Genomic DNA, 22,442 nt, shown 5'->3' with positions numbered 1-22,442 from the left:
CGGATGCTCCGGGTCCTGCGCGCCGTCCTGGCCGGCCCGTGGGTCCGCTGGGGCTTCCTGGCCGTCGCCGTCATCGGCGGCGCCGCCGCGCTCGCCCCGCACCGGCACGCGATCGCCGCCGCCGCGCGGGACATCGGCGTCGCCGCGGTCCTCGGCGGGGCCGCCGCCGCGCTGGCCGGGCTGGTGGCCACCATGCTGTCGTGGCGGGCAGTGCTGCGCGGCCTCGGCTCCCCGCTGCCGCCGCTCGCCGCCGCGAGGGTCTTCTTCGTCGGGCAGCTCGGCAAGTACGTCCCGGGCTCGCTGTGGCCGATCGTCGCGCAGATGGAGCTGGCGCGGGCCCACGGGGTGCCCCGGCACCGCACCGCCACCGCCGCGCTGCTGACGATGGCCGTCTCCCTCGCCGCCGGGCTCGCCACCGCCGCCGCGACCCTGCCCCTGGCCCTCGACCGGCTCGACGAGCGCTACCGGTGGCTGCTGGCCGCCGCGCCGCTCGCCGCCGCGGCCCTGCACCCGCGAGTCCTCAACGCCGTGCTCGGGCTCGGGCTGCGGGTGACCTGCCGGCCGCCGCTTCCACGGCCGCTGCCGGGCCGGGCCGTGCTGGCCGCGGCCGGGTGGGCGCTGGTGTCGTGGGCGCTGTTCGGGGTGCACGTGTGGGTCCTGCTCGCGCCGTTCGCCCCCGGCCCGGCCGGCGTCGCCGTCGCGGCCGGCGGCTTCGCGCTCGCCTGGTGCGTGGGCTTCCTGCTGGTCGTCGCCCCGGCCGGGGCCGGCGCCCGGGACCTGGTCCTCATCGGCCTGCTGGCGACCCTGGCCGGCTCCGGCCCGGCCGCCGCCGTCGCGCTGCTGTCCCGGGCCGTGCTGACCGGCGCGGACCTGCTCCTCGCCGGGGCCGCCGCGCTCGCCCGGACCGGCGCTCACGGCCGCACCAGCCAGCACTCCAGGCGCCGCGGGTCGGTGCCGGTGGGGCGCCGCACGAGCTGATGCTGGTCCTCGCGCTGGTCTTCGAACACGACGCGGTCCAGCGGCAGGCCGTACGGCAGCAGCGGCAGCGTCGAGGAGGACAGCAGGACGGGGTCGTATCCGGCCTGGCGCACGGCCGCGACGACCATGCGCAGCCGGTCCACGCTCGGGTCCTCGACGGAGGCGACCGGCAGCCCGCACTGGTTGCGCACGGTCGGCGACCACTGGGTGTCGGTGACGATGACCGCGTCGCCGGGGCGCAGGGCCGCGCACACCGCCGCCGCGGCCGCGGGCTCGCCGACCTCGGTGCGCAGCGGCGCGAGCGGCACCGTGACGGCGATCGCCGGCAGCACGGCGAGCGGCACGAGCAGGAGTCGCGGCCACCGGATGCGGATCTTCGCCAGCGCCAGGGTGGCCAGCAGCACGACGGCCGGCAGGACCTCGACGACGAGGCGGCGGTCGGCCCACGGATGGTCGGGGGTGATCGCCGGGCGCAGCAGGGTGGCGGCGCCGGACCCGCCGTACACCAGCAGGATCGGCAGCCAGCGCCAGCCGCGGCCGCGGACCAGCCCGGCGACGGCCACCATCGCCCCGGCCCAGGCGAGGATCAGGGCGGGCCGGCCGAGGTACCAGGCGACCCAGTTCAGGCTCTGCTCGGCGTAGCCGCGGGTGCCGTCGACCGCCAGCCCGAACCGCTGCTGGTGCGAGGCGACGTAGTCCATCGTGCCCGCGGCGGTGATCGAGTGGTCGGTCCAGAACCAGGGCCGAGCGGCGAGCGCGACGCCGAACAGCGCCACGGCGGCGACGGCCGCTCCGGCCGGGATCCGCGCGATCCGCCGCCTGCGCAGGAACACCGCTCCGGCGGCCGTACCCACCACGGCCGCCACCAGCAGCGCCAGCATCAGCCGCACCGACGCCCAGTTCACCTGCAGGTACGGCCACGTGACGAACCGGGCGTCGAGGAAGCCCAGCCCGCCGCCGGCCGCCGCACCGGCGGCGAACGCCCACCCGCCGGGCCGGCGGCGCAGCCACCACCAGCCGAGCGCGGGCAGCACCAGGGCGAAGTCGACGCCCATGTCGAGCCGGACCAGCTCACCGGCGGACAGCACCAGCCCGGCCAGTCCCAGCAGCCGGCGGGTGGCCGCCCCGCGGGCCGACCAGCCGTCCAGCAGCAGGGCCAGGCCGCCGGCGAGCATGAGGGCGGCGAGCGGCTCGGAGTACGTGGTCTGGCTGACCCGCAGCATCGGCCACGCGGCCGCGAGCAGCGCCGCCGCGAACGGGGCCCAGCGCGGCCCGGCCAGCCGCGCGGCGAGCCCGGCGACGGCCAGGATCGCCAGGCCCCCGGCCAGCCCCGGCAGGACGAACATGCCGGTCCAGCCGCCGGCCCAGTACCCGGCCGCGAGCATCGTCGGCCACCCGGTCATGAACTGCGGGACGATCTCGCCGTCGTGCACGTAGAAGCCGGGGTGCGCGAACGCGACCGTGTCCGCGGCGGTGCCGTAGGACTCCGCCGGCACCGGCGTCGTGAGCCCTGAGTGGCCGCTGAGCCACAGGCCGACCTGGGCGTAGGTGCCGGCGTCGCGGTGCAGGACGGCCTGCTCGCTGTGGGTGGCCATCGCGAACGCGGCGAACCCGGCGGCGATGAGCAGCGTGGCCGCCGCCGCCCACCACGGGGCCGGGCGGCTCCGCGCCGCCGCGAGGGCCGGCCACGCCCAGCGCACCAGCAGCACGCCGGCGAGCACCGCCGCGGGCAGCACCGTGAAGCGATGGAAGCCGCCGAGTGCGGCCAGCGGGACGGCGACGAGCAGCCAGGCGGTGACGGCCAGCGCGGGCAGTGCCGATGCCGCGACGAGGATCCGCCCGGCCGTCGCGCTCGGCGGGCGGCGGCGCGGGCCGGCCACGGGTGCCCGCCGGAACGCGCCCACCAGTGCCAGCCCGCCGGGCCGGCGGCCGTCCTGTGCGATCACCGCGGCACGGTACCGCGGCGATATGACAGGGTTTTGACAGTATCTTTCTGCGCCGGCGTGGCGTTGGAGGCGCCGGGCATCAGCTCGTTCCCGCGCGGGCGAAGATCGGCTCCGCCGCTTCCAGTCGCGGTACCGCGACGCCCAGCCGTCGTGCCTCCGCCAGGGTGTCCCGGCAGATCTCCCGCGGCTCCGCGGCCTCGGGGTCGCAGTGCGCCGCGAAGTTCACGCGCGCCGGCGCGAAATGAGCGAGCAGCCAGGCGAGCGCGTGGGCCGTCAGCCAGGTGGGCGCCCGGAACGGCAGCACACCGCCCCGGTGTCGCCGCAGATCGACGCCGCGCGCCTCGAGGAGCGGCAGTAGCTCGCGGCTGGCCAGCAGCGCCTCGCGCAAGTCGCCCGTCGCCCCGGCCAGCTTGGCCAACGAGCCCAGCCTCAGGCCCTGCGAGTGCAGGCCCGCGTCAGACACGAAATGGATCCAGAGCCAGCCGCGGAAGTCGGGCTGCTCCCGGAGCCGGAACCCGGCCTCGCGAAACGCCTGGCGCACGGCCCGCTCACGTTCGGTCGGCGGCCGGCCGAAGGTGCCGAAGACGACCGGCGGCAGCAGTGCCCCGCGCAGCACGCCGTCCTCGCCGAAGCCACCGCCGGCTTGGGGAAAGCCCCAAGCGACCTGGTCGACGGGGAGGGCGCCGATCGCGGCCAGCGGCTCGGCCCAGATGTTGCTGAAGACCAGCACTGTGGCCGTGCCGACGCGCGGCGCCAGGAAGGCCACCGCCTCCGCGACGCGGTAGTGCGGCACGCTCAGCACGATCAGGTCGAAGTTGTGGTCCGGCTCCAGCTCCTCGCGGTAGCGCACCGGCCACTTCTGGACGACGGGCTGCCCCCACACCCGCCGCCGCGCATCGAGCAGGTCGAGGTCGATCGCTTCCCCGTACGTCGCCGCGCGGCCCGGCCGGACGTAGAACTCGACGTCATGCCCGGCCCGTTCCAGGGCCCAGCCGTACATGGTGGCGATCACGCCTCGGCCGAACATCAGGATCTTCAAGCTGCACCTCGTGGGATACAATCGATTTGGAGGTAATCTCCACTTCCGAAAATATGGAGGTAGTTTCCGTTTGTCAACGCGAGATATCGCATGACCGCCGCCAAGCCGCTGCGCGCCGACGCCCAGCGCAACCGCGAGGCCCTGCTCGCCAAAGCCCGGGAGGTCTTCGACACCGGAGACTTCTTCGACCTGCGCTTCGATGACTTCGCCCGCCTGGCCGGGGTGGGCACCGGCACGCTGTACCGCCACTTCCCCACCCGGGAGGCACTGGCCGAGGCGGTCTACCACGAGGAGGTCGCCACGCTGTGCGACCGCGCCCGCCAGCTGCGAACCACGCTGCCCGCGGCGGAGGCCTTGGCGACCTTCCTGCGTGGCATGGTCGACCACATGCATGCCCACCAGGGCCTCGCCCGCACGCTGGCCACGCTCATGGCCACCGGCTCGGGTGCGCTCGCCGAGGGCAGCCGGGCGCTGGAGCAGGCTGTCACCGACCTGGTGGCGGCCGCCGTGCATGACGGCACCGTCCGCGACGACGTGGGTGCCGGTGCCGTCATGATGGCACTGCACGGCATCGGTGCGGCCCATGACCGCCCCGGTTGGCGGGCCGAGGCCGACGATGTCATCACCCTCGTGCTGGACGGGCTGCGCCGGTCGTGCTCGGGCGACAGCCAGCGCGCGCGAGCAGGGTAGTGCGGGCGACTTGAAGTGTTTCTGATCAGGGGCTGTCCCTGGGTCCGTTCGCACTGTCGGTCGGTAGTGACGTCCTCCACCGGCAACCGCGGGTGCCCGCGATAGGCATGCCGGTGGCCCGGGCGGGGTCTTTGGGCCGGTAGCGGCGGGGCTCGGCGGTGGCATCGACGTCCTGCTCCCGGGCCGCCGCGGCGGCCCGATACGGCTTGCTCTCGCCCTGGCCAACGCGCGCAAGGCCGGCGCCACCAACGTTGAGTTGCGCAACGGCACCATCGAAGCGATCCCGTTGCCCGCCAACGCGATCACCACTGGCCTGCCGGTATCCATCAGCCCGACCTGCGAGTCATCGCGCCGAACGCCACCACGAGGACCGCGAGCCGGATCTTCGTCCCGGCCTCGCGATCCCCGACGAGCCCGCGCCGCCGGGGCGATGACTTCGACGGTACGGCTGAGCCAACGTCAAGCCCCGACCTCCACCGAAACGGCCAAACCCGGCTACCGTGCGCCGGCTCAGCCGGCGGGGCCGGTGGCCAGGCGGACAGTGGCGGTGCGGGTCCGCCCGGCGCGGTCGAGCCACGTGATGCGCACCTGGTCACCCGGGCGGCGCTGGTCGATCGCGGCCGTCAGATCGGTGGCCGAGCCGATCGGCGTGCCGTCGACCGCCCGGATCACGTCCCCCGCGGCCAGGCCCGCCCGCTCGGCCGGGCTGCCCTGGACCACGCCGGTCACCGCGGCACCGCCGCCGGAGTCCTTCGCCGAGACGCCGAGCAGGGCCGTGGGTCCGATGTGGACGGTCGCGGAGGCCTCGCCGGCCTGGATGCGCCGGGCGATGGACAGTGCGGTGTTGCTCGGGATCGCGAAGCCCGTCCCGCCGGCCGACTGGACGTCCGGGTCGGAGGAGGCGGCCGTGTTGATGCCGATCAGGCGGCCGGCCGCGTCGACCAGGGGGCCGCCGGAGTCACCGGCGCGGATGTCGGCGCGGACCTGGATCAGGCCGCTGAGGCGCTGGGAGCCGCCGCCTTCGGGGTCCTGGGCGGTGATGGTGCGGTTCAGGGCGGTCACCTCGCCGGTCACGGCGGCCGGGGTGCCGCCCTGGCCGCCCGCGTTGCCGACCGCGACGATCGGATCGCCGACCTTCACACCGCCCGAGTCGGCCACGGCGAGGCGGGGCAGGCCCGACGCGCCCGCGAGCTGGATGACCGCGATGTCGTGGGAGCGGTCGTAGCCCACGACGCTCGCCTGGAACGTGCGGCCGTTGGCGACGGCGACGCCGGTGATCGCGGTGGCGCCCGCGATGACGTGGTTGTTAGTGAGCACCAGGCCGCTGCTGGACAGCAGCACGCCGGTGCCGGCGGAGCGGGCGTTACGCAGGCCCAGGGTGCTGGTGATGTTGACGACGCCGCGGTTGACCGTCGACACGATCGTCGCGGTGTCCAGCGGTGCCGCCGGGGTCGCCGACGGGCCGGCCGAGGGTTCGGTCAGGGCGTCCGTGTCGGTCGCGCCCGGCGGGGCGGCCGGGTTCGCCGCCGGCGGCGCGGCGGCACTCGGGCGCGGGCGCGGCGGCTGCGAGCGGGTCTCGACGATCGCCACGAGCCCGGCCACGCTGACCATCGCGGCCAGGCCCACCAGCATGACGATCCCGACGATCCAGCGCAGCAGCCGCCCGCCACCACCGGTGAACCGGCCGACCGGACGGTCACCGGGCGGAGGGCCGCGCCACTCGGGCGGCCGCGGCGGCGGGACAGGGCCACCGCCCCAGCCGCCCCAGTGTTCGGGCCCCGGCCACGGCTCCCCCTCGCCGGGGACAGCGGTCACCGGGATGGCGGTCACCGGTTCATGCACGTATGCCACGCCTTGGGCGAACCGCGAAGCCGACATCGCAACACCGCCTTCCCGGAGTCTGTCTCCTACCCGCGACTACGCGGACGGCCGGGCGGAGGGTTCAAACGGGTTCGGCCCGAAATGGGTCAGCGGCGCAGCTGCTCGCCGATCCGCCGAGCCGCGGCCGCCTCCTGTGCGCGGCCCAGGCGCTCCAGGGCGGTGGCGCGGTTGAGGTAGTTGTCGGGCGTGTCCGGGCCGTCGTTGATCGCGGCGTCGAGGACGGCCAGGGCCTCCTCGTCGCGGCCGAGCTTGAGCAGGGCCGCGCCCTTCGCGCCGTTGACGTACGCCGTGGCGTGCGGCGTGTGGTCGGCCGAGGAGTCCGCGGCCTCGATGCGCAGCGCCTCCTCGGCCAGCGCCAGCACGTCCGCGGCCCGGTCCAGGTCCAGCAGGGCGACCATCTTGTTGATCATCGCGCCGACGAAGCGGGGCTCGGCTGTCAGGGCCCGGTCGTAGGCGGCGACGGCCCGGGCCTTGTCGCCCAGCGCCGAGCGGACCTTGCCGATGTCGAACAGCGGCTGCGGGTTGCGCGGGTCCAGCGCCGCGGAGCGCTCGAACGCGGCGATCGCCTCCTCGCGGCGGCCCAGGTTGCGCAGCGCCATGCCACGGCTGAAGTGCGCGGCGACGTAGCCGTCGCGCTGGGCGATCGCCCGGTCGAAGCAGGCGAGGGCGGCGTTCATGTCGCCCTCGGCGCCGAGGGCGTACCCCTCGTCGTGCACCCGCACGAACTCGGCCTTCTGCGTGCCGTTGACCTTCTGCCGCTGCCCGCCGTCGACGAGCTTGCCGCCGCACTCGCGGCACTTCGAGGCGCGCAGCATCGCCTTGGGCGCGCACTGGTCGCAGAACGTCTGGTGGCAGTCCGGGCAGATCTGGAACCTGATCGAGAAGTGCTCCGGGTCGTTGCGGGCGACGGGGTTGCCGCCGGGCACGTCGGACACCGAGATCATGCGCTGGCAGCGCCAGCCGGCGCAGGCGAGGAGCATGTCGAGTCGGCCTTCCTTTGTCGAGGGGGCTGTTACAGGTCGTAGTCCCAGTCGAGGCGCCATACGACAGTCCCGGCGTCGCGGGCGGCGGCGTGGGCGGTGTTGCCGTCGGCGGTGACGCCGAGCCGGTCGGGCTCGGCGCCGGCCGGCAGCACGCGCAGGCAGCGGCCGGCGTCGAGGTCCCACACCCGGACGGTGCCGTCGGCGCCGCCGGTGAGGGCGAACCGGTCGCCGGGGACGGCGGCGAGGGTGGTGACCGGCCCGTCGTGGCCGGTGAGCACGGCGGTGGCGGCGCCGGTGGCGAGGTCCCACACGCGCAGCGTGCCGTCGGCGGAGGCGGAGCAGGCGCGGCGGCCGTCGGCGGACATGGTCACCGCACGAACGGGCTCGTCGTGGCCGAGCAGGACGTGGCGCAGCTCGCGGGTGACGACGTCGGCCACCCACAGCGACGCGCCGGTGTGGCTGGGGCAGACCACGCCGCGCCCGTCGGCGCCGATCGCGGTCGCCGCGGCGCGCACGCCCTTGCCCGGCAGCGAGTGCAGGCACCGGCCCCGGTCGGTGTCCAGGACGCAGACCTCACCGTCGTGATGGAACGCGAGCGCCACCGCGCCGTCGGCGCTGAGCGCCAGGTCGCCGATCCAGCCGCCGTGCGGAGTCGCGACCCGGCGGCGCCGGCCCTTCACGAGGTCCCAGACGATGACGGTGCCACGCCGATCGCCGGAGACGGCCGTGCGCCCGTCGGCGGTGATCGCAAGCGACGTCGGCTTCTCCTTGTGGCCGGTCAGCACGTGCCGGGCGGTGCCGGTGGCGAGGTCCCACACGCGCACGGTCCGGTCCTCGCTCACGGTCACGGCGGTGCGCCCATCGGCGGTGAGCCGCAGGGCGAGGACGGCGTCGCCGTGGCCGCGCAGCGTGCCCCGCTGCGCACCGCTCGCGGGGTCCAGCAGCTCCAGGGTGTACTCGAAGTCGCGCCACCGCACCGCCAGCGCCCCGTCGGCGGTGAGCACCGAGCCTTCCGGCAGCCGGCCCGCGACCCAGGCGCCGAGCAGCCCGCTGCGCCGCCCGTGCCGCCCGATGCCGTCCCACAGGGCCAGCAGCGCCGGGTCGCGCTCGAAGCCGGGCACGCCGCGGGCCTCGCGCACCCGGGCGGCGGCCTGCGCGTGTCGCCCACCGCGCAGCAGCGCCGGCGCCTGCTCGATCACCGCCCGCACCATCTCGACGTCGCGGGACAGCTCGACGGCGGCCCGCGGTCGCGCGTAGCTCCACCGGGCGCGCTCGCCGGGCAAGAGCCGCCACACCCGCGCGGTCCCATCGCCGGAGCCGCTGAGCACGAGCGCCCCGCCGGCGAACCCCGCCGCCCGCACCGCGCCCCCGTGCCCCGAAAGCGTGCGCAGGCACCGGCCGCGCTCCACGTCCCAGATCTGCAGCGCGTCGCCCGCGGGGGCGAGCACGAGCCGCCCGTCGTCGCTCGGCACCGCGGCTTCCGTCCACTGTGGACTGTACGACCAGTGCCCCTGCCGCGCCCCGGTGACCGGGTCGACCAGCTCGACGGTGCCGTCGCCGACGAGCAGCGCCGCCCCGGCGGAGGGGCTCAGCAGCACCGTGCGCGCCTCGAGCGGGCCGGAGCGGGTCAGCTCCCCGCCGGCCAGGGACCAGGCGCGCATCCGCCGCGTCCGCGAGGAGTACGCGACCACGTGCCCGCGCCCCACCGCCACCGAGCCGTGCTCGTAGGAGGTGCTCGGGTTCTGCAGGCAGTACAGCTGCGAACCGCTCTCGACGTCCCAGACGAGCAGCCCGGCGGCCTCGGTGAAGCCGGCCAGCACCGCCCCGTCCGGGCTCAGCGCCAGGCCGCGCAGCGCCCCGCCGTGCTCGAGCCGGTGCCGGACCTGCCCGGTCGCGGCGTCCCACACGACCGCCGCGCCGTCCTCGCCGCCGGAGACCACGAAGCGGCCGGCCGGGTCGACCGCGAGCGCCGCGACCCGGCGCCGGTGCGCGGGCAGCACGGCGCGGCAGGCCCCGGTGGCGACGTCCCACAGGCGCACCGCGGCCGGCGGCGCGCCGTCGCCGCCGCAGACCTCGTCGCCGGTGACGACGAGCCGCCCGTCCGGCGTCCCCGCGAGCGCCGTGACCGCCGCCCCGGCCGGCAGCGCGAGCCACCGCGCGGCCCCGCGCTCGGCCTGCACCTGGGCCAGCAGCGCCTCGGCCCCGCGCACCGGCCCGAGCTCGGCGACGACCTCGGCGTCGGTGGCCCGCCCCTGGCGCCAGCGCAACAGCCCGCGGTTGTACGTCGTGTGGCCGTGGTGCGGGTCCGCCAGCAGCGCCTGCTCCCACAGCGCCTCGGCGCGCTCGGGGTGGCCGAGGTCGAGCATCGACAGGGCCTGGTTGGACAACCCGTCGGCGCGAAGCCCCACGGGCTCGGGCCGCCGCCGCGGATACGGCCGCCCGGCGACCTCGGTGTAGACGGCGGCGAGCCGGTCGGCGAGTGCCCCCAGGTCGGCGGGGCGTCGGGCCGGTTCGGGCCGGAAGCACTCGCGCAGCACCGCCACCAGCCCGCCGGGCGGGCGGAGCCCGTCCTGCAGCAGCGCCTCGAACACCTCGCCGGCGATGTGCCCGGCCCGGACCGGCGGTCCGCCGACGAGCATCTCCAGCACGCTGAGCGCCCACGACCACACGTCGGTCGCGGCCGTGAGCCGCACCGGCTCGCCGGCGGCGGCGCGCATCTGCTCGGGCGAGCAGTAGGCCGGCGTGAATCCGCCGCAGGTGACGCCCCGCTCCGCCGCCGGTTGGGCGTCCGGCACGATGACGGCCTTGGCCAGGCCGAAGTCGGTGACCTTGACGGTGCCGTCCCGCTCGCGCATCGCGTTGGCCGGCTTGACGTCCTGGTGCACCATCCCCTGCCGGTGCGCGTGCTCGAGCCCCCAGGCGAACTGGATCGCCGCGTCAAGCACGTCCGGCGGCCGCGCGAGCGTCCCGGCCCGGACCGCCTCGGCGAGGCTGCCGCCGTCGACCCACTCGGCGAACGCGGCCGAGCGCCCGCCGAGCCGCCGCACGTAGGCGCAGCTGACGGTGTTCGGGTGCGCGCCGAGCCGGACCCAGGCCTCCGCCTCGGCCCGGAACAACTCGTCGCCGACGAGCTCGGGCCGCGGCGTCTTCACGGCGAGGTCGATGCCCCATTCGCGGTGGTGGACGCGGTACACCAGCCCCATGCCGCCGCTGCGGACCACCTCGCGGACCTCGTAGGAGTCCAGCATGGTGTCGCCGACGCGGAACACGGAGCGTCACCTCGGAACATTCGGGGCCTTTACCGGCGTCGTGGGCAAGATCACCGCAAGATTAACCGAAACCCGTCAATCGCGCCGCCCCGCCGATCTGCCCTTGTCGCGGGTTTGTCATACCGGCTCCGCGCGGTTGTCGTACTTCGCGTCGAGAATCCACCGGGTGTCCGAGATCGAGCAGTGGCAGTTGGCGCAGGTGGAGCGGGAGATCGCCGGAGACGATCCCGAGCTGGCACGGGCGCTGAGCCGCCTCGAACCGGTGCGTCGGTGGCGGACAAGGCTGTCCACGTGCGCCATGCTCTCGGCCGGGTGCGCGGTGCCGGCCAGCATCCTCGCCCACGACATGCCGCTCGCGGTCATCTCCGCCGGGGCGCTCGGCATCGCCGCCGGGATCTGGCAGCCCCTGGCGTAAGAACCTCAGCGTGCGGTCAGGGCACCTTGCGGAACTCGCTATCGAGCCGGTCCAGGCCGGGGTCCAGGCCCACGGCCTCGTGAAACGGCCCGATCGCGGCGAACACCGCATCGCCTGAGCGCCCCCGCTCAACCGGCGACGATCGCGGCGCGCAGCCGCTCCACCGCATCCTGCCGGGCCCCCGCGTGCGCGGGCTCCTTCGCCTCCGCTTTCCGCAGCGGTACCGCACGAGCCTGCTCCGCCACCGCCGCGCCGATCGCGTCCAGCAGCGCCGGCCCCCACGCCCCGCCGACCACGACCAGCCCGGGGTCGGCGAGCGCGACGATCGCCGCGACGACCCCGGCGACGGCCCGGCCGACCAGGCGCCGGTTCGCCGCCGCGAGGGGCGCGGGGGCGGCGGTGGCGGCCAGCAGCGCGGCGGGATCGATGGCGGTGGAGCCGGGCAGCCGTACCCCCATCCCGGCGAACACCTCGATGAACGGCGTCGTGTGCCCGCGCGGGCCGGCCGTGAGCAGGTGCGCGATCTCGCCCGCGAGGCCCGTCCGGCCGCGGGCGACCTCGCCGCCGCCGACGATCGCGCAGCCGAGGCCCTCGCCGAGGTAGAGGTACGCGAAGTCGTCCCCGGCGTGCTCCCGCTCGGCCCGCGCCGCCCAGTTCACGTCGTTGTCCACGACCACCGGCCCGGCCACGTGCGGTCCCAGCACCGCCACGGGGTCCAGCTCGCCGACGAGGAACGGCGCGTCGGGCAGATGCACGAGCCGCCCCGTGCGCCGGTCGACGGGATCGGCCGCCGACACCACCGCCAGCCGCGGCCGGTCCGGCTGCTCGCGGCCCGCCCCGGCGACCGCGGTCAGCACCGCCGCCACCTCCGGCGGCGCCGCCGGTCGCCCGACCACCCCCGATGCTCGGGCGAGGGTGTCGCCGTAGGCGTCCACGATCTCGGCCGCGATCCCGCCGGGCGCGATCGACACCGCCAGGGCCGTCCCCGCGCGCGGCGACAGCGCGTAGTACGACCCGACGCGCCCCTTGCCGCGGCCTCCGGCCGTGCGCTCGCCGGTGTCGACGACCAGGCCGCGCTCCTGCAGGCGGCGCACGCTCTCCCCCGCGGTGGGCTTGGAGATGCCCGTCTGCGCGGACAGCTCGGCGCGGGTCAGGCGGCGGTGGCGCATCAGGGCGCGCAGCACGTGCTCGTCGGTCACCGAGCGCACGAGCTCCAGGGACGGCCGCGCCGGGTCGGTGTCCATGTGCCAATTCTAGGCAGGAGCCTTGTCTGGAAGCGGGCGGCCTGGGTACCGTCTCCGCATTACAAATAAGGAGACCTTTCTGGAAGGAGTCGCAGTGTCCGCACCCGCCCTGCCGCACTGGGAGGAGACCCCGGCCGACCTGCCGGGGGCGATCCGCGAGATCAAGGCCGCGATCCGGGCCCGCATCGCCGCGTCGGGCCGCTCCGTCGAGGAGGTCTTCGCCGTCGTCGAGCGGCGCGTCGAGGCCGAGGTCGAGCAGGTCGAGGCCGCGCTGAAGCACGGCGAGCAGGTGTGGCCGGTGATCGACTACGCCGACATCGCGGCCGGCACCGTCCCCGCCGAGCAGGCCGAACTGCTCCGGCGGCGCGGCTGCCTGGTGGTGCGCGGGCACTTCGAGCGCGAGCAGGCGCTGGGCTGGGACCGCGGCATCGTGGAGTACGTCGAGGGCAACCGCTTCTTCGAGCAGTATCGCGGCCCCGGCGACGACTTCTTCGGCACGGTCGGCTCGCGGCCGGAGATCTACCCGATCTACTGGTCGCCGGCGCAGATGCAGGCACGGCAGAGCGAGCGCATGGCCAACGTCCAGGCGTTGCTGAACCGGCAGTGGAAGTACGACTCACAGGGCCGGCGCTGGTTCGACCCGGACCGCGACTCGCTCTACCCGGACCGCATCCGGCGCCGGCCCGAGGGCGCGGACTCGGCCGGCCTGAACACCCACCTGGACCCGGGGACGCTGGACCTGTGGATGACGCGGGCCTACCAGCAGGCGTTCCGGCACCTGTTCGACGGCAGCGTCGAGGAGTACGACCCCTGGGACGCGGCCTATCGCACCGACGGCCCGCAGTATCCCGGCACCACCATGTGCTCGGCGTTTCGGACCTTCCAGGGCTGGACGGCCCTGTCCGACATGGACCACGACCAGGGCGTGCTGCACACCGTGCCGATCCCGGCCGCGATGGCCTACCTCATGCTGCGCCCCCTGCTCGCCGACGTGCCCGAGGACGACATGTGCGGCGTCACCGTCAACCGGGTCTTCCCGGCGGGCGAGCGCTGGCACCCGCTGCTCATGCGCGCCCTGGCCGGCATCCCGGACGTGCGCGCCGGCGACTCGGTCTGGTGGCACTGCGACATGATCCACAGCGTCGCCCCGGTGCGGAACCAGCGGGGCTGGGGCAACGTCATGTACATCCCGGCCGCGCCCTGGTGTCCGCGCAACGAGCACTACGCCCCGAGCGTCCGCGCCGCGTTCGAGTCCGGGGTCCAGCCCCGGCGACTTCCCCGAGGAGCACTACGAGCGCACCTGGCCGGACCGCTTCCAGCCCGCGGGGCTCAACGCGACCGGCCGCCGCGGGCTGGGCCTGGACGCTTAGGCGCTCAGCAGTTCCAGGGTGTCGACGACCCGGTTGGAGAAGCCCCACTCGTTGTCGTACCAGGCGACGACCTTCACGTGCCGCCCGGCGACCCTGGTCAGGGCGGCGTCGAAGATCGCCGACGCCGGGTCGCCGACGATGTCGCTTCCGACGATCGGGTCGTCGGTGTAGGACAGGATGCCCGTGAGCGGCCCGTCGGCGGCGGCCCGGTAGGCGGCGAGCACCTCGTCGCGGGTCACCTCGCGCTCGACGGCCGCGTTGAGCTCGACGAGCGAGCCCACCGGCACCGGCACGCGGATCGAGTCGCCGGACAGCCGGCCTTCCAGTCGGGGCAGGACGAGCCCGATCGCCTTGGCCGCCCCGGTCGTCGTGGGCACGATGTTGACCCCGGCGGCCCGGGCCCGCCGCAGGTCGCGGTGCGGGCCGTCCTGCAGGTTCTGCTCCTGGGTGTAGGCGTGCACCGTCGTCATGAACCCCTGCTCGATCCCGGCCAGGTCGTCGAGGACCCCGGCGAGCGGGGCGAGCGCGTTCGTGGTGCAGGAGGCGTTCGACACGACGGTGTGGGCGGCGGGGTCGTACCGGTCGGTGTTGATCCCGTACGCGATGGTCACGTCGGCGCCGGCCGAGGGCGCGCTCACCAGCACCCGCCGCGCGCCGGCGTCGAGGTGGGCGCGGGCGGCCGTGGCGGCGGTGAACCGGCCGGTCGCCTCCAGCACCAGCGTGACGCCGAGCTCGGCCCACGGCAGCTTCCCGGGCTCCCGCTCGGCCAGCACCCGGATACGGTGAGCGCCGACGGCGAGGGTGTCGCCGTCCAAGGTCACGGTCCGTCCGAGGCGGCCGAGGGTGCTGTCGTACCGCAGGAGATGGGCGAGGGTGGCGGGGTCGGCGAGGTCGTTGACGGCGACGACCTCGAGCGGGCTGCCGCGTTGCAGGATCGCGCGCAGCACGCTGCGGCCGATGCGGCCGAATCCGTTGATGGCGATGCGATTCGTCATGCTTCGATGGTCATCGCGGCTTTCGTGCACCGACAGGTGCCGGCGCGCCAGCTCCCGCAAGGATCACGCCAGCTTCGCCGGGCGGGCGAAGGTCCGGCGGTACTCGCTGGGCGAGGTGCCCAGGATCCGCTGGAAGTGCATCCGCAGGTTCGCGCCGGTGCCGAGCCCGACCTGGGCCGCGATCCGCTCGATGGCGAGGTCGCTGGCCTCCAGCAGCTCCCGCGCCCGGTCGACCCGCGCCCGCAGGATCCACTGCGTCGGCGTGTATCCGGTCTCCTCCACGAACCGCCGCGAGAACGTCCGCGCCGAGACGTTGGCGTTGCGGGCCAGGTCGCCCAGCGCCAGCGGCTCGCCGAGCCGCTCCAGGGCCCACTGCCGCGTGGCCGCGAAGTGCTCGCCGACCACCTCGGGGACGCTGTGCGGAATGTACTGCACCTGCCCGCCGCTGCGGTACGGCGCCGCGACGAGCCGGCGCGCCACCCGGTTGGCGAGGGCCACCCCGTGGTCGCGGCGCACGAGGTGCAGGCAGAGGTCGATCCCGCTGGCCGCCCCCGCCGAGGTGAGCACCTCACCCTCGTCGACGAAGAGCACGTCCTCGTCGACGCGGATGCCGGGATGCCGCCGGGCGAGCGCGTGCGTGTAGTGCCAGTGCGTGGTGGCCCGCTTGCCGTGCAGCAGCCCGGTCGCGGCGAGCGCGAACGCCCCGGTCGAGATCGCCGCGAGCCGCACCCCGCGCGCGTGCGCCTTGCGCAGCGCCTCGACAACCTCGCCCGGCGCCTCCTCACGGTCGGGATGCCGGTATCCGGGGATGAAAATCGTGTCGGCGGAGTCGAACGCGCCCAACCCCTCGGCCACGTGGTACGCCAGCCCGTCCCCACCGGCGACCAGCCCAGGCGCGGCGCCGCAGACCCGCACCTCGTACGGCATACCGGCCCGGCTCGTGAACACCTGCGCCGGAATCCCGACATCGAGCGGCTTCGCCCCGTCGAGCACGAGCACCGCCACCCGATGCTTAGCCTCGCCCATCCCCACCCTCCCGTTCCCCCGCCAGCGTCACACCGCCCCCGCCCGCCCAACAGTGGCCAGATCGCCGTGCACCGCAAGTTTCTCGCCAACCCACTCCGCCCCGCACCTCGATAAGTCGCTCTTACATCTTTCGCCAGCCCACGGTTTCCCCTGGTCAGCGGGTTTTGTCGTACCCCTGTTCTAGGTTGTGTCCATGAGCGAGGTGCTGGCCGGGACCGCCGATTCGCAGTGGCGTAGCCGCTTTGACGCGATGCTGGCCGAGAACCGCCGCCGGGTGGCCCACCGCCGTGCGGTCCGCGCCGAGTTCGCCGAGGCCCGCCGCCGCGGCTTGGAGGCCCGCCACGCCGAGCGGCTGGCCCGCCTGGACGCCGAGGCCCGCACCGCCGAAATCACCGCACACTGGGCCGAGCAAGACGCCCGAGCCGCCCGCCGCCGCTCCCTGGCCACGCAGCCCCACCCGGACCGCCCGTCGACTCAATCCAACCCGGGCCGTCCGCCAGCCCAGCCCGACTCCCGCGGTCCGGCCACTCAGCCCGACTCCCGCCGCCCGGCCACCCAGCCCAGTCCCCGCCGCCCGTCACCCCAGCCCGACTCCCACCGTCCGAAGCCCCGACCCGACCCGGCCTATCCGCCACCCCAACCCGCCTCCAGCAACCCGGAGCCCCAGCCCAACCCCCGCCATCCAGTGACTCAGCCCGACTCCCACCGCCCGTCGGATCGGCCCGGCCCGGGCAGTCCACCAAACCGGCCCGACTCCGGCTGTGCGGGGCCTCAGCCCCGCCCCTGCTCCGATCCGTCCGCGCCCACCCTGCCCGGGCCGTCTCGCCCTCAGAACCTTGCCGTCCCACCATTGCAGCCCCCGCCGCCGAAATCTCGTACGCAGTCGCCGAGGCCACCGTCGCCGCCGATATCCCGTTCACCGTCACCAGAGCCTTCGCCAGAGCCGTCGCCAGGGCGTTCGGCAAGGCGCTCGCCGTCGCCGCGCTCCCAGCCCGCACCCGCGTCACCCCGCCTCCAACCGGTCCGGTCACCGGGCTCCCGGTCCGTCCATTCACCGCGTTCCCGGCCAGTCCAGTTGTCGTGCTGTCGATCCGCAGCGTCACCACCACCACCGCAGCGGCCAGGACGTTGCCGTTACGCTGTATCACCGCCGCCGCAGCAACGGCTGAGCCGTGGCGGCGACGCCGCGCCACCGCCTGCCTCCCCCGCCCTGGCACGCGCCGCCGGTCGGCCCGTCGCCGCACCCGTGCATCCCTCGCCGCGCCCCGGCGCGGCCCAGCCGTTGTGTGCTTCTTCCGCGCCGCGTCCACGCACCCGATCTCGCCGGCCGCGGCCTTGGGCTATCAGACGGTCCGATGGCGGTCGCTGGGCGCGCGGCTCGACGACCTCACCATGGCCGACCGCAGGTCTGTCGTTCTCCGCGTTCGGCGTCTTTGGCGGTAGGGGTGGATCAGGAGCACGGTCGCCGCCGACGTGACCGTGGTGTCGTCACCGGGCGGAGCCGCAGCTCCGCTGCTGCCCGGTCACCGGGCGTCACCCGCCGATGCGCGCCGAGACAATGCTGAGCGGGGTGAACTGCCGCGACGCGGGCGCACCGGCGGGCGGGCAAGCTCGTGCACGGGGCCTGTTCGTTGAGCTCCAGGTCGCGACGCGGACCGGCCCAGTCCATTGCGTAAGAGAGCCGTTCATCGGGTAACAGAGCCGTTCCGCGTGGTTCTGGGCATGTCGGGTGCTTCGTGCCCGACTATCCGATTTTTCGGCTGGCGGCGGTTATGCGTGGATGCTGCGGCCGGCGGTGTCCTCAGGCCGCCGCCGTCGCGAGGGCTCGGCGTCGTGCGGTGGTCAGCGGAGCGGGTTACGCTGCCCTCCTCGGCGGAGACCAGGAACATCGGGGTGGAGCATGGCCAGCGACCAGCGATCCGAGCTGCCGCGGGGCGACCGTGGCGCGAGTCTGACGATCGCGGTCGTCGCGGATCCGGGCGGGGTCGCGCTCGAGGTCGCCGGCGCACTCGATTATTCCACCGCGGATCGGCTCAGCACGGCCGTGCTGCACGAGTTCGGGGCCGGGGCCGGGGTGGTGACCGTGGACCTGGGCGGGGTCGGATTCTGCGACTCGTCGGGCGTGGCGGCGCTGGTGCGGGCGCACAAGGCCGCGGTGCGGCAGGGCCGCCGGTTCGTTGTGCGCCGCGCCGACACGACGCTGGATCGGGTGTTCGCGCTGACCGGCCTGGACGCCGTGCTCACGATCGAGGCGTGACGGCCCCGGGCAGCCGGGCGGTGTCGAGCCAGAACTGGTTGATCTGGCGGACCACGCCGACGAACTCATCGTAGCCGGACGGCTTCGTGATGTACGCGTTGCCGTGCGCGCCGTAGCAGGCCACGACGTCCTCGACCGCGCTGGAGGTGGTCAGGACGACGACGGGGATGCTGGCGACGCTGGCGTCGCCCTTGACCTGGCGCAGGACCTGGCGGCCGTCGACCCGCGGCAGGTTGAGGTCGAGCAGGATGAAGTCGGGCCGCGGGGCCTGGGCGTGCTTGCCGCGCCGGAAGAGGAAGTCGAGCGCCTCCTGCCCGTCGCGCGCCACGTGCAGCTCGCTGGACTGTGCGTCGTCCGCGAAGGCCTCCCGGGCCATGAGCTCGTCGCCCGGGTCGTCCTCCACGAGCAGGATCGTGGCGGTGACGCCGGGGTCGGCGTTCGGCATAACGGATTCGCCCCTTTCCGCCGAGCGTCGACGTGCGGCGTACTGTACGCAGATTATTTGCGCGACGGCAAGCACGCAAACCGCCGGCGGGGGCGGGCCGATGGTGTCGAATGCAAGGCATGACCGCACGCCCGCACCTGACCACGCGCGGCCCGGCCGGCCCGGGCGCCCTGGCGCTGCTGCTGCCCGGCGGCCGCGCGCAGAGCCGGGCGAAGGCCACCCCCGCTATGGCATACCTGCGCATGCTGCCGTTCGGGCGGGCGGCGACGGCGGTCGGCGCGGGCATCGGCGTCTGGCGGCTGCGGTACCGCTACCGCGGCTGGAACGAGCCGGAGCGCCACCCGGTGGCCGACGCCCGCTGGGCCCTGGACGAGGCCGCGCGGCGCCACCCCGGCGTCCCGGTGATCCTGATCGGGCACTCGATGGGCGGCCGGGTCGCCCTGCACCTGGCGACCGCGCCGGGCGTGGCGGGCGTCTGCGCGTTGGCCCCGTGGATCGAGCCACCGGACCACGACCTGCCCGCCGACCCGCGGGTGCCGATGCTGCTGGCCCACGGCGCTCGCGACCGGATCACCGACCCGGCGCAGTCGGCCAGGTTCGCCGCCGGCCACGGCGCCCGGTTCGTCCTGTTGCCGGGCGACAACCACGCGATGCTGCGCCGCTACCGCGCCTGGAACCGCCTGGTCACGGACTTCACCCGGGACGTCACCTCCCGCCCGCGGCCCTGACCGGCGCCGCCGACGGCGACCGAAATGCCGGTGAACTGCGGTTTTGTCCACCGGTCGGCAGGGTCCGGCCGGTCGGCACGCATCAAAGACGGCGCATTAGGGTGATCCCGGTCGCCCGGGGAGAAGGCGACACCCCGAGGAGGACTCAGCGTGTTGCGACGGTTGCTGCCCGCACCGGACGGTGGTGAGGGGCGGCTCCGTTTCGGGCTGCGACTGCTCGCCGTCGTGGTGTGCGCGGCGGCGCTGCTGCAGGCGATCCGCCCGGCCGTCTACTCGACCCGGACCGGGGTGCGGACCGTCCGCGACCTCGGCAGCGGACACGAGTTCCGGGAGCAGCTGGAGTACATCGGCGCGGAGCTGGCCCGCCAGGTCCCGGCCGGCACCCGGGTTGTCGTCGCCGACACCACCGACTGGCGCTTCCGCATCACCGAGCTCGCGACCCTGCACGGGATCGTGGTGGTTGCCGGCCTGCCCGCCGCGCTCGAGGTGAGCCTGGCCTGGGACCGGTCCGCCCCGCACGGCGTGCGGGTCGTGACCCGGAAGCCGGCCGCCGCGTGAGCAGCCTCCTCGCCGTCGCCCTGCTCGTCGCCGCCGGGCTGCCGCTGTCGTACTCCCTGACCCGTACGATCCCGCTCGCCCTGGTCTTCGCCCCGGTCGCGGGGGCCGCCGTCGCCACCGCCGCAATCCTGCTCATGCTCGCCGCGGGCGGCCCGCTGCTGGCGTGGTTCGCCCCGGTCTACCTGCTCACCGGGTTTCTCGCCTGGCGGCTGCGGCGGGCCGGACCCGCACCGCACGGGTCCTGGCTCGACGGGGCGCTGCTGACGGTACCGCTGCTGCCGCCCCTGCTGCAGATCTTCCAGCAGCCGCTGCTGTGGGACGCGCACCTCATCTGGTGGCTGCACGCCGGCTACTTCGCCGAGGGCGGCTCGTTCGCCCGCGACTCGGTCGGCAACCCCGCGCTGATCTTCAGCCACCCCGACTACCCGCCGCTCGCCTCCGCCCCGGTGGCGCTGGCCTGGCGGGTGCTGGACCTGCGCGACTTCTACCCGGCGGCGATGGTCAACGGCGCCCTGACCCTGTCCTCGATCGCCGCGGTCGTCTACGCCGTGCGCCGCGTGACCTCGGCCGCCCCGGCGGTGTGGTCCTGGCTCGCCGCGATCGCCGTCGGCTGGTCCGCGTGGAGTCCCCTGTGGATCGTGCCGACCGCGGGCTTCTCCGACGCGATGTGCGCGACCGCGTTCGCCGCCGGCGCCGTGCTGCTGCTGTTCGACCGCGAGCCGTTCGACCGGCGCCGGCTGCCGCTCACCCTGCTTCTGCTGTGCTGCGCCGCCCTGATGAAGAACGAGGGCCAGAGCATGGTGGTCGTACTCGCGGTGGTGGCCACGCTGCGCCACCGCCGGCAGCTGCGCCGGGTCGCGTGGGTGTGGCTGCCGGTCGCCGTGGCGGCGCTGTGGTCCCTGGTCGCCCGGCTGCTCGGCGCCCAGACCGACGTGCTCGCCGGCGGGCACTTCGGCGACCTGCTGCACGGCGACCCCACGATCGCCGGCCGCATCCCGACCGTGTTCTCCACCATGGCCGGCCGCGTCGACCGCGTCGTCGTGCTCGCGCTCGCCGCCGCCGTCCTGGGCGCCGTGCTGCTGCGCCGCCGCCGGGCCGCGTTCGGTCTGGGCGCGGACCCCTGGCTGTGGGCGGTCACCGCGGGCTACTGGCTCGCGGTCGCCCTGATCTACGTCGTCACCCCGAACGACCTGCATTGGCACCTGAGCACCTCCGTCGACCGGGTCATGGTCGCCGTCGTGGTGCTGTCCTGCGCGAGCACCGCCTGCTGGGCGGTGGTGGCCCTGTCCCCCGGTCACTTGTTAGGAGCAAGCCGTGAAGCTGTCCATCCTGATGCCGGTGTTCAATGAGCAGCACCGCCTCGAGGAGGCGCTGAAGCAGGCGCTCGACGTGCGCTACCCCTGCGAGATTGAGCTGGTCGTGGTCGACGACGGCAGCACCGACCGCACCGGCGAGATCCTGCGCGGCGCCACCGACGCCCGCCTGCGCCCGATCTTCCATCCGGCCAACCGCGGCAAGGGCGCCGCGATCAAGACCGCGGTCGCCGAGGCCACCGGCGAGTACATGGTCATCCTCGACGCCGATCTCGAGTACGACCCGAACGACATCCCGCGCCTGCTCGCGCCGGTGCTGGACGGTCAGGCCGAGGTCGTCTACGGCAACCGCGTCTTCGGCTCGCACAGCTCTTTCTCGTTCTGGTACGTGATGGGCAACAAGGGCGTGACGACGGCCGCGAACATGCTGTACAACTGCTACCTCTCCGACCTGGAGACGTGCTTCAAGCTGATGCCGGTCGCGCTGTACCGCTCGCTGGAGATCCGCTCCCGCGGCTTCGGCATGGAGGCCGAGGTCACCGGCAAGCTGCTGCGGCGGCGGGTCCGCCCCTACGAGGTGGCGATCACCTACCACGCGAGAACCCGCGAGGAGGGCAAGAAGATCACCTGGCGCGACGGCGTGCAGGCCCTGTGGATCCTGCTGCGCGAGCGCCTCCGCCGCCCGCCGGCCGCCGCCACCACCACCGCCGTTCCGGCCTGAGCCGCCCCCACGGAAGGCACACTTCTCGATACCATCAGGCAACGGGCCGGCCGGTGCCCGCCACGGGGAGGACCGGACATGCTCAGCATCGTGCGGTGGGTCCTGCTGGGGCTCTGCCTGATCAACCTCATCGCGCTGCTCGCCGTCCGCGGCGGCCTGGGCGAATACGTCCGCGGCGGTTCCCTGACCACCGCACACCTGGGCACCTGCTTCGACGACATCGAGCGGGAGCAGTCCCATGTCACCTGCTCGGCCCGCTGGACCGCCGGCGCCCGCGAGGTGCAGGGCACGGTGACCGAGGCGGATCCGACCGGCGCGGCAGCGGTCGCCGAGGGCAGCAGCGGCAGCCACATCGAGGTCCGGCTCCCCGTGACCGACGTCCGCGTCTTCGCCCACGGCACCAACGCCCGCATGGCCGACCCGGCATCGATGGCCGCCGGCGGTGGCTTCCTGCTCGCGACGCTCGCCCTGCTCGCCTGGGCGGCGGCCGGGCCGGTCCGCCGTTTCACGGCCCGCCGCTGCGTCGCCCGCCCGGAGGCGGTCGCATAGCCGCCCGTGTCAACAGATCGCGCGGCTCGGGACGT

Annotated in this window: 18 protein-coding genes and 1 pseudogene; 10 read left to right on the top strand and 9 right to left on the bottom strand. The window is 74.8% G+C overall.

All coding sequences use genetic code 11. The annotated features are described in order from the left end of the window. Positions 1–3 precede the first annotated feature (3 nt). Entirely contained in the window at positions 4–978 is a 975-nt protein-coding gene (locus tag ACQPY0_RS25655; RefSeq protein WP_432993496.1) for a lysylphosphatidylglycerol synthase domain-containing protein, read from the top strand. Here the strand turns inward: ACQPY0_RS25655 and ACQPY0_RS25650 are convergent. Both ACQPY0_RS25650 and ACQPY0_RS25645 read right to left on the bottom strand, forming a co-directional pair. Beyond that, entirely contained in the window at positions 912–2,924 is a 2,013-nt protein-coding gene (locus ACQPY0_RS25650) for a hypothetical protein (RefSeq protein WP_432993494.1), read from the bottom strand. The genes ACQPY0_RS25655 and ACQPY0_RS25650 overlap by 67 nt on opposite strands. 79 nt (positions 2,925–3,003) lie before the next feature. Then, the gene (locus tag ACQPY0_RS25645; RefSeq protein WP_432993492.1) at positions 3,004–3,963 is read right to left on the bottom strand and encodes a ketopantoate reductase family protein; all 960 of its coding nucleotides are present in this window, start codon (positions 3,961–3,963) and stop codon (positions 3,004–3,006) included. Positions 3,964–4,053: 90 nt separating this feature from the next. Between ACQPY0_RS25645 and ACQPY0_RS25640 the strand changes: the two genes are divergently transcribed. After that, positions 4,054–4,653, top strand: a complete 600-nt coding sequence (locus tag ACQPY0_RS25640) for a TetR/AcrR family transcriptional regulator (protein ID WP_432993490.1) — start codon at positions 4,054–4,056, stop codon at positions 4,651–4,653. Between the two features lie 510 nt (positions 4,654–5,163). On the opposite strand, the gene ACQPY0_RS25635 is transcribed toward ACQPY0_RS25640, so the two are convergent. From ACQPY0_RS25635 to ACQPY0_RS25625, 3 genes are all read right to left on the bottom strand, one after another. After that, positions 5,164–6,495, bottom strand: coding sequence for a S1C family serine protease (locus ACQPY0_RS25635; protein ID WP_432993488.1), 1,332 nt, complete (start codon positions 6,493–6,495; stop codon positions 5,164–5,166). Positions 6,496–6,620: 125 nt separating this feature from the next. After that, positions 6,621–7,514, bottom strand: a complete 894-nt coding sequence (locus ACQPY0_RS25630) for a tetratricopeptide repeat protein (RefSeq protein WP_432993486.1) — start codon at positions 7,512–7,514, stop codon at positions 6,621–6,623. 32 nt (positions 7,515–7,546) lie between these two features. Further along, positions 7,547–10,786: a protein kinase domain-containing protein gene (locus ACQPY0_RS25625; protein WP_432993484.1), complete on the bottom strand. Its 3,240-nt coding sequence runs from the start codon at positions 10,784–10,786 to the stop codon at positions 7,547–7,549. On the opposite strand from ACQPY0_RS25625, the gene ACQPY0_RS25620 reads away from it, so the two are divergent. Continuing rightward, complete coding sequence (locus ACQPY0_RS25620; RefSeq protein WP_432993482.1) at positions 10,764–11,201, top strand: DUF3040 domain-containing protein; 438 nt, start codon at positions 10,764–10,766, stop codon at positions 11,199–11,201. The genes ACQPY0_RS25625 and ACQPY0_RS25620 overlap by 23 nt on opposite strands. 128 nt (positions 11,202–11,329) lie before the next feature. Here ACQPY0_RS25620 and ACQPY0_RS25615 read toward each other — a convergent pair whose 3' ends face one another. Beyond that, positions 11,330–12,445 carry an ROK family protein gene (locus ACQPY0_RS25615; RefSeq protein WP_432993480.1) on the bottom strand — a complete coding sequence of 372 codons (1,116 nt, stop codon included), beginning with the start codon at positions 12,443–12,445 and terminating at the stop codon, positions 11,330–11,332. A gap of 94 nt (positions 12,446–12,539) precedes the next feature. On the opposite strand from ACQPY0_RS25615, the pseudogene ACQPY0_RS25610 reads away from it, so the two are divergent. Beyond that, positions 12,540–13,658: pseudogene (locus ACQPY0_RS25610) on the top strand (YbiU family protein); the annotation flags it as partial. Positions 13,659–13,811: 153 nt separating this feature from the next. On the opposite strand, the gene gap reads toward ACQPY0_RS25610, so the two are convergent. Together gap and ACQPY0_RS25600 are read right to left on the bottom strand one after the other, a co-directional pair. Beyond that, on the bottom strand, positions 13,812–14,810 hold the full coding sequence (gene gap / locus ACQPY0_RS25605; protein WP_432993478.1) for a type I glyceraldehyde-3-phosphate dehydrogenase: 999 nt from the start codon (positions 14,808–14,810) through the stop codon (positions 13,812–13,814). A 63-nt stretch (positions 14,811–14,873) separates the two neighbouring features. Continuing rightward, complete coding sequence (locus ACQPY0_RS25600) at positions 14,874–15,836, bottom strand: GlxA family transcriptional regulator (protein ID WP_432993476.1); 963 nt, start codon at positions 15,834–15,836, stop codon at positions 14,874–14,876. Positions 15,837–17,736: 1,900 nt separating this feature from the next. On the opposite strand from ACQPY0_RS25600, the gene ACQPY0_RS25595 reads away from it, so the two are divergent. Further along, entirely contained in the window at positions 17,737–18,093 is a 357-nt protein-coding gene (locus ACQPY0_RS25595; RefSeq protein ID WP_432993474.1) for an STAS domain-containing protein, read from the top strand. Here ACQPY0_RS25595 and ACQPY0_RS25590 read toward each other — a convergent pair. After that, complete coding sequence (locus ACQPY0_RS25590; RefSeq protein ID WP_432993472.1) at positions 18,077–18,538, bottom strand: response regulator; 462 nt, start codon at positions 18,536–18,538, stop codon at positions 18,077–18,079. The genes ACQPY0_RS25595 and ACQPY0_RS25590 overlap by 17 nt on opposite strands. 119 nt (positions 18,539–18,657) lie before the next feature. Here ACQPY0_RS25590 and ACQPY0_RS25585 point away from each other — a divergent pair, with 119 nt between their 5' ends. The 5 genes from ACQPY0_RS25585 (at position 18,658) to ACQPY0_RS25565 (ending at position 22,407) form a co-directional block, all read left to right on the top strand. Continuing rightward, positions 18,658–19,266: an alpha/beta hydrolase gene (locus tag ACQPY0_RS25585; protein WP_432993471.1), complete on the top strand. Its 609-nt coding sequence runs from the start codon at positions 18,658–18,660 to the stop codon at positions 19,264–19,266. Between the two features lie 150 nt (positions 19,267–19,416). Then, positions 19,417–19,824 carry a hypothetical protein gene (locus tag ACQPY0_RS25580; protein ID WP_432993469.1) on the top strand — a complete coding sequence of 136 codons (408 nt, stop codon included), beginning with the start codon at positions 19,417–19,419 and terminating at the stop codon, positions 19,822–19,824. After that, a complete protein-coding gene (locus tag ACQPY0_RS25575) occupies positions 19,821–21,173 on the top strand; it encodes a hypothetical protein (RefSeq protein ID WP_432993467.1) in 1,353 nt (450 codons plus the stop codon). Before ACQPY0_RS25580 ends, ACQPY0_RS25575 begins: the two co-directional genes overlap by 4 nt. Next, entirely contained in the window at positions 21,139–21,858 is a 720-nt protein-coding gene (locus ACQPY0_RS25570) for a glycosyltransferase family 2 protein (protein ID WP_432993465.1), read from the top strand. The genes ACQPY0_RS25575 and ACQPY0_RS25570 overlap by 35 nt, the downstream gene beginning before the upstream one ends. Before the next feature lie 78 nt (positions 21,859–21,936). Continuing rightward, complete coding sequence (locus ACQPY0_RS25565; RefSeq protein WP_432993463.1) at positions 21,937–22,407, top strand: hypothetical protein; 471 nt, start codon at positions 21,937–21,939, stop codon at positions 22,405–22,407. Positions 22,408–22,442 lie beyond the last annotated feature (35 nt).

Origin of the sequence: Dactylosporangium sp. CA-233914 (assembly GCF_050942935.1) — a bacterium.
In the GTDB taxonomy this organism is placed as follows: domain Bacteria; phylum Actinomycetota; class Actinomycetes; order Mycobacteriales; family Micromonosporaceae; genus Dactylosporangium.
The sequence above is the reverse complement of the archived record's forward strand: the minus strand, read 5'-3'. Positions and strand labels throughout refer to the sequence as shown.

Bases quoted from the DNA above. Each gene is read 5' to 3' on its own strand.
- gap (WP_432993478.1), bottom strand. From the start codon at position 14,810: ATGACGAATCGCATCGCCATCAACGGATTCGGCCGCATCGGCCGCAGC.
- ACQPY0_RS25565 (WP_432993463.1), top strand. From the start codon at position 21,937: ATGCTCAGCATCGTGCGGTGGGTCCTGCTGGGGCTCTGCCTGATCAAC.
- ACQPY0_RS25615 (WP_432993480.1), bottom strand. From the start codon at position 12,445: ATGGACACCGACCCGGCGCGGCCGTCCCTGGAGCTCGTGCGCTCGGTG.
- ACQPY0_RS25595 (WP_432993474.1), top strand. From the start codon at position 17,737: ATGGCCAGCGACCAGCGATCCGAGCTGCCGCGGGGCGACCGTGGCGCG.
- ACQPY0_RS25655 (WP_432993496.1), top strand. From the start codon at position 4: ATGCTCCGGGTCCTGCGCGCCGTCCTGGCCGGCCCGTGGGTCCGCTGG.
- ACQPY0_RS25585 (WP_432993471.1), top strand. From the start codon at position 18,658: ATGACCGCACGCCCGCACCTGACCACGCGCGGCCCGGCCGGCCCGGGC.
- ACQPY0_RS25590 (WP_432993472.1), bottom strand. From the start codon at position 18,538: ATGCCGAACGCCGACCCCGGCGTCACCGCCACGATCCTGCTCGTGGAG.
- ACQPY0_RS25640 (WP_432993490.1), top strand. From the start codon at position 4,054: ATGACCGCCGCCAAGCCGCTGCGCGCCGACGCCCAGCGCAACCGCGAG.
- ACQPY0_RS25630 (WP_432993486.1), bottom strand. From the start codon at position 7,514: ATGCTCCTCGCCTGCGCCGGCTGGCGCTGCCAGCGCATGATCTCGGTG.
- ACQPY0_RS25620 (WP_432993482.1), top strand. From the start codon at position 10,764: ATGGTGTCGCCGACGCGGAACACGGAGCGTCACCTCGGAACATTCGGG.
- ACQPY0_RS25600 (WP_432993476.1), bottom strand. From the start codon at position 15,836: ATGGGCGAGGCTAAGCATCGGGTGGCGGTGCTCGTGCTCGACGGGGCG.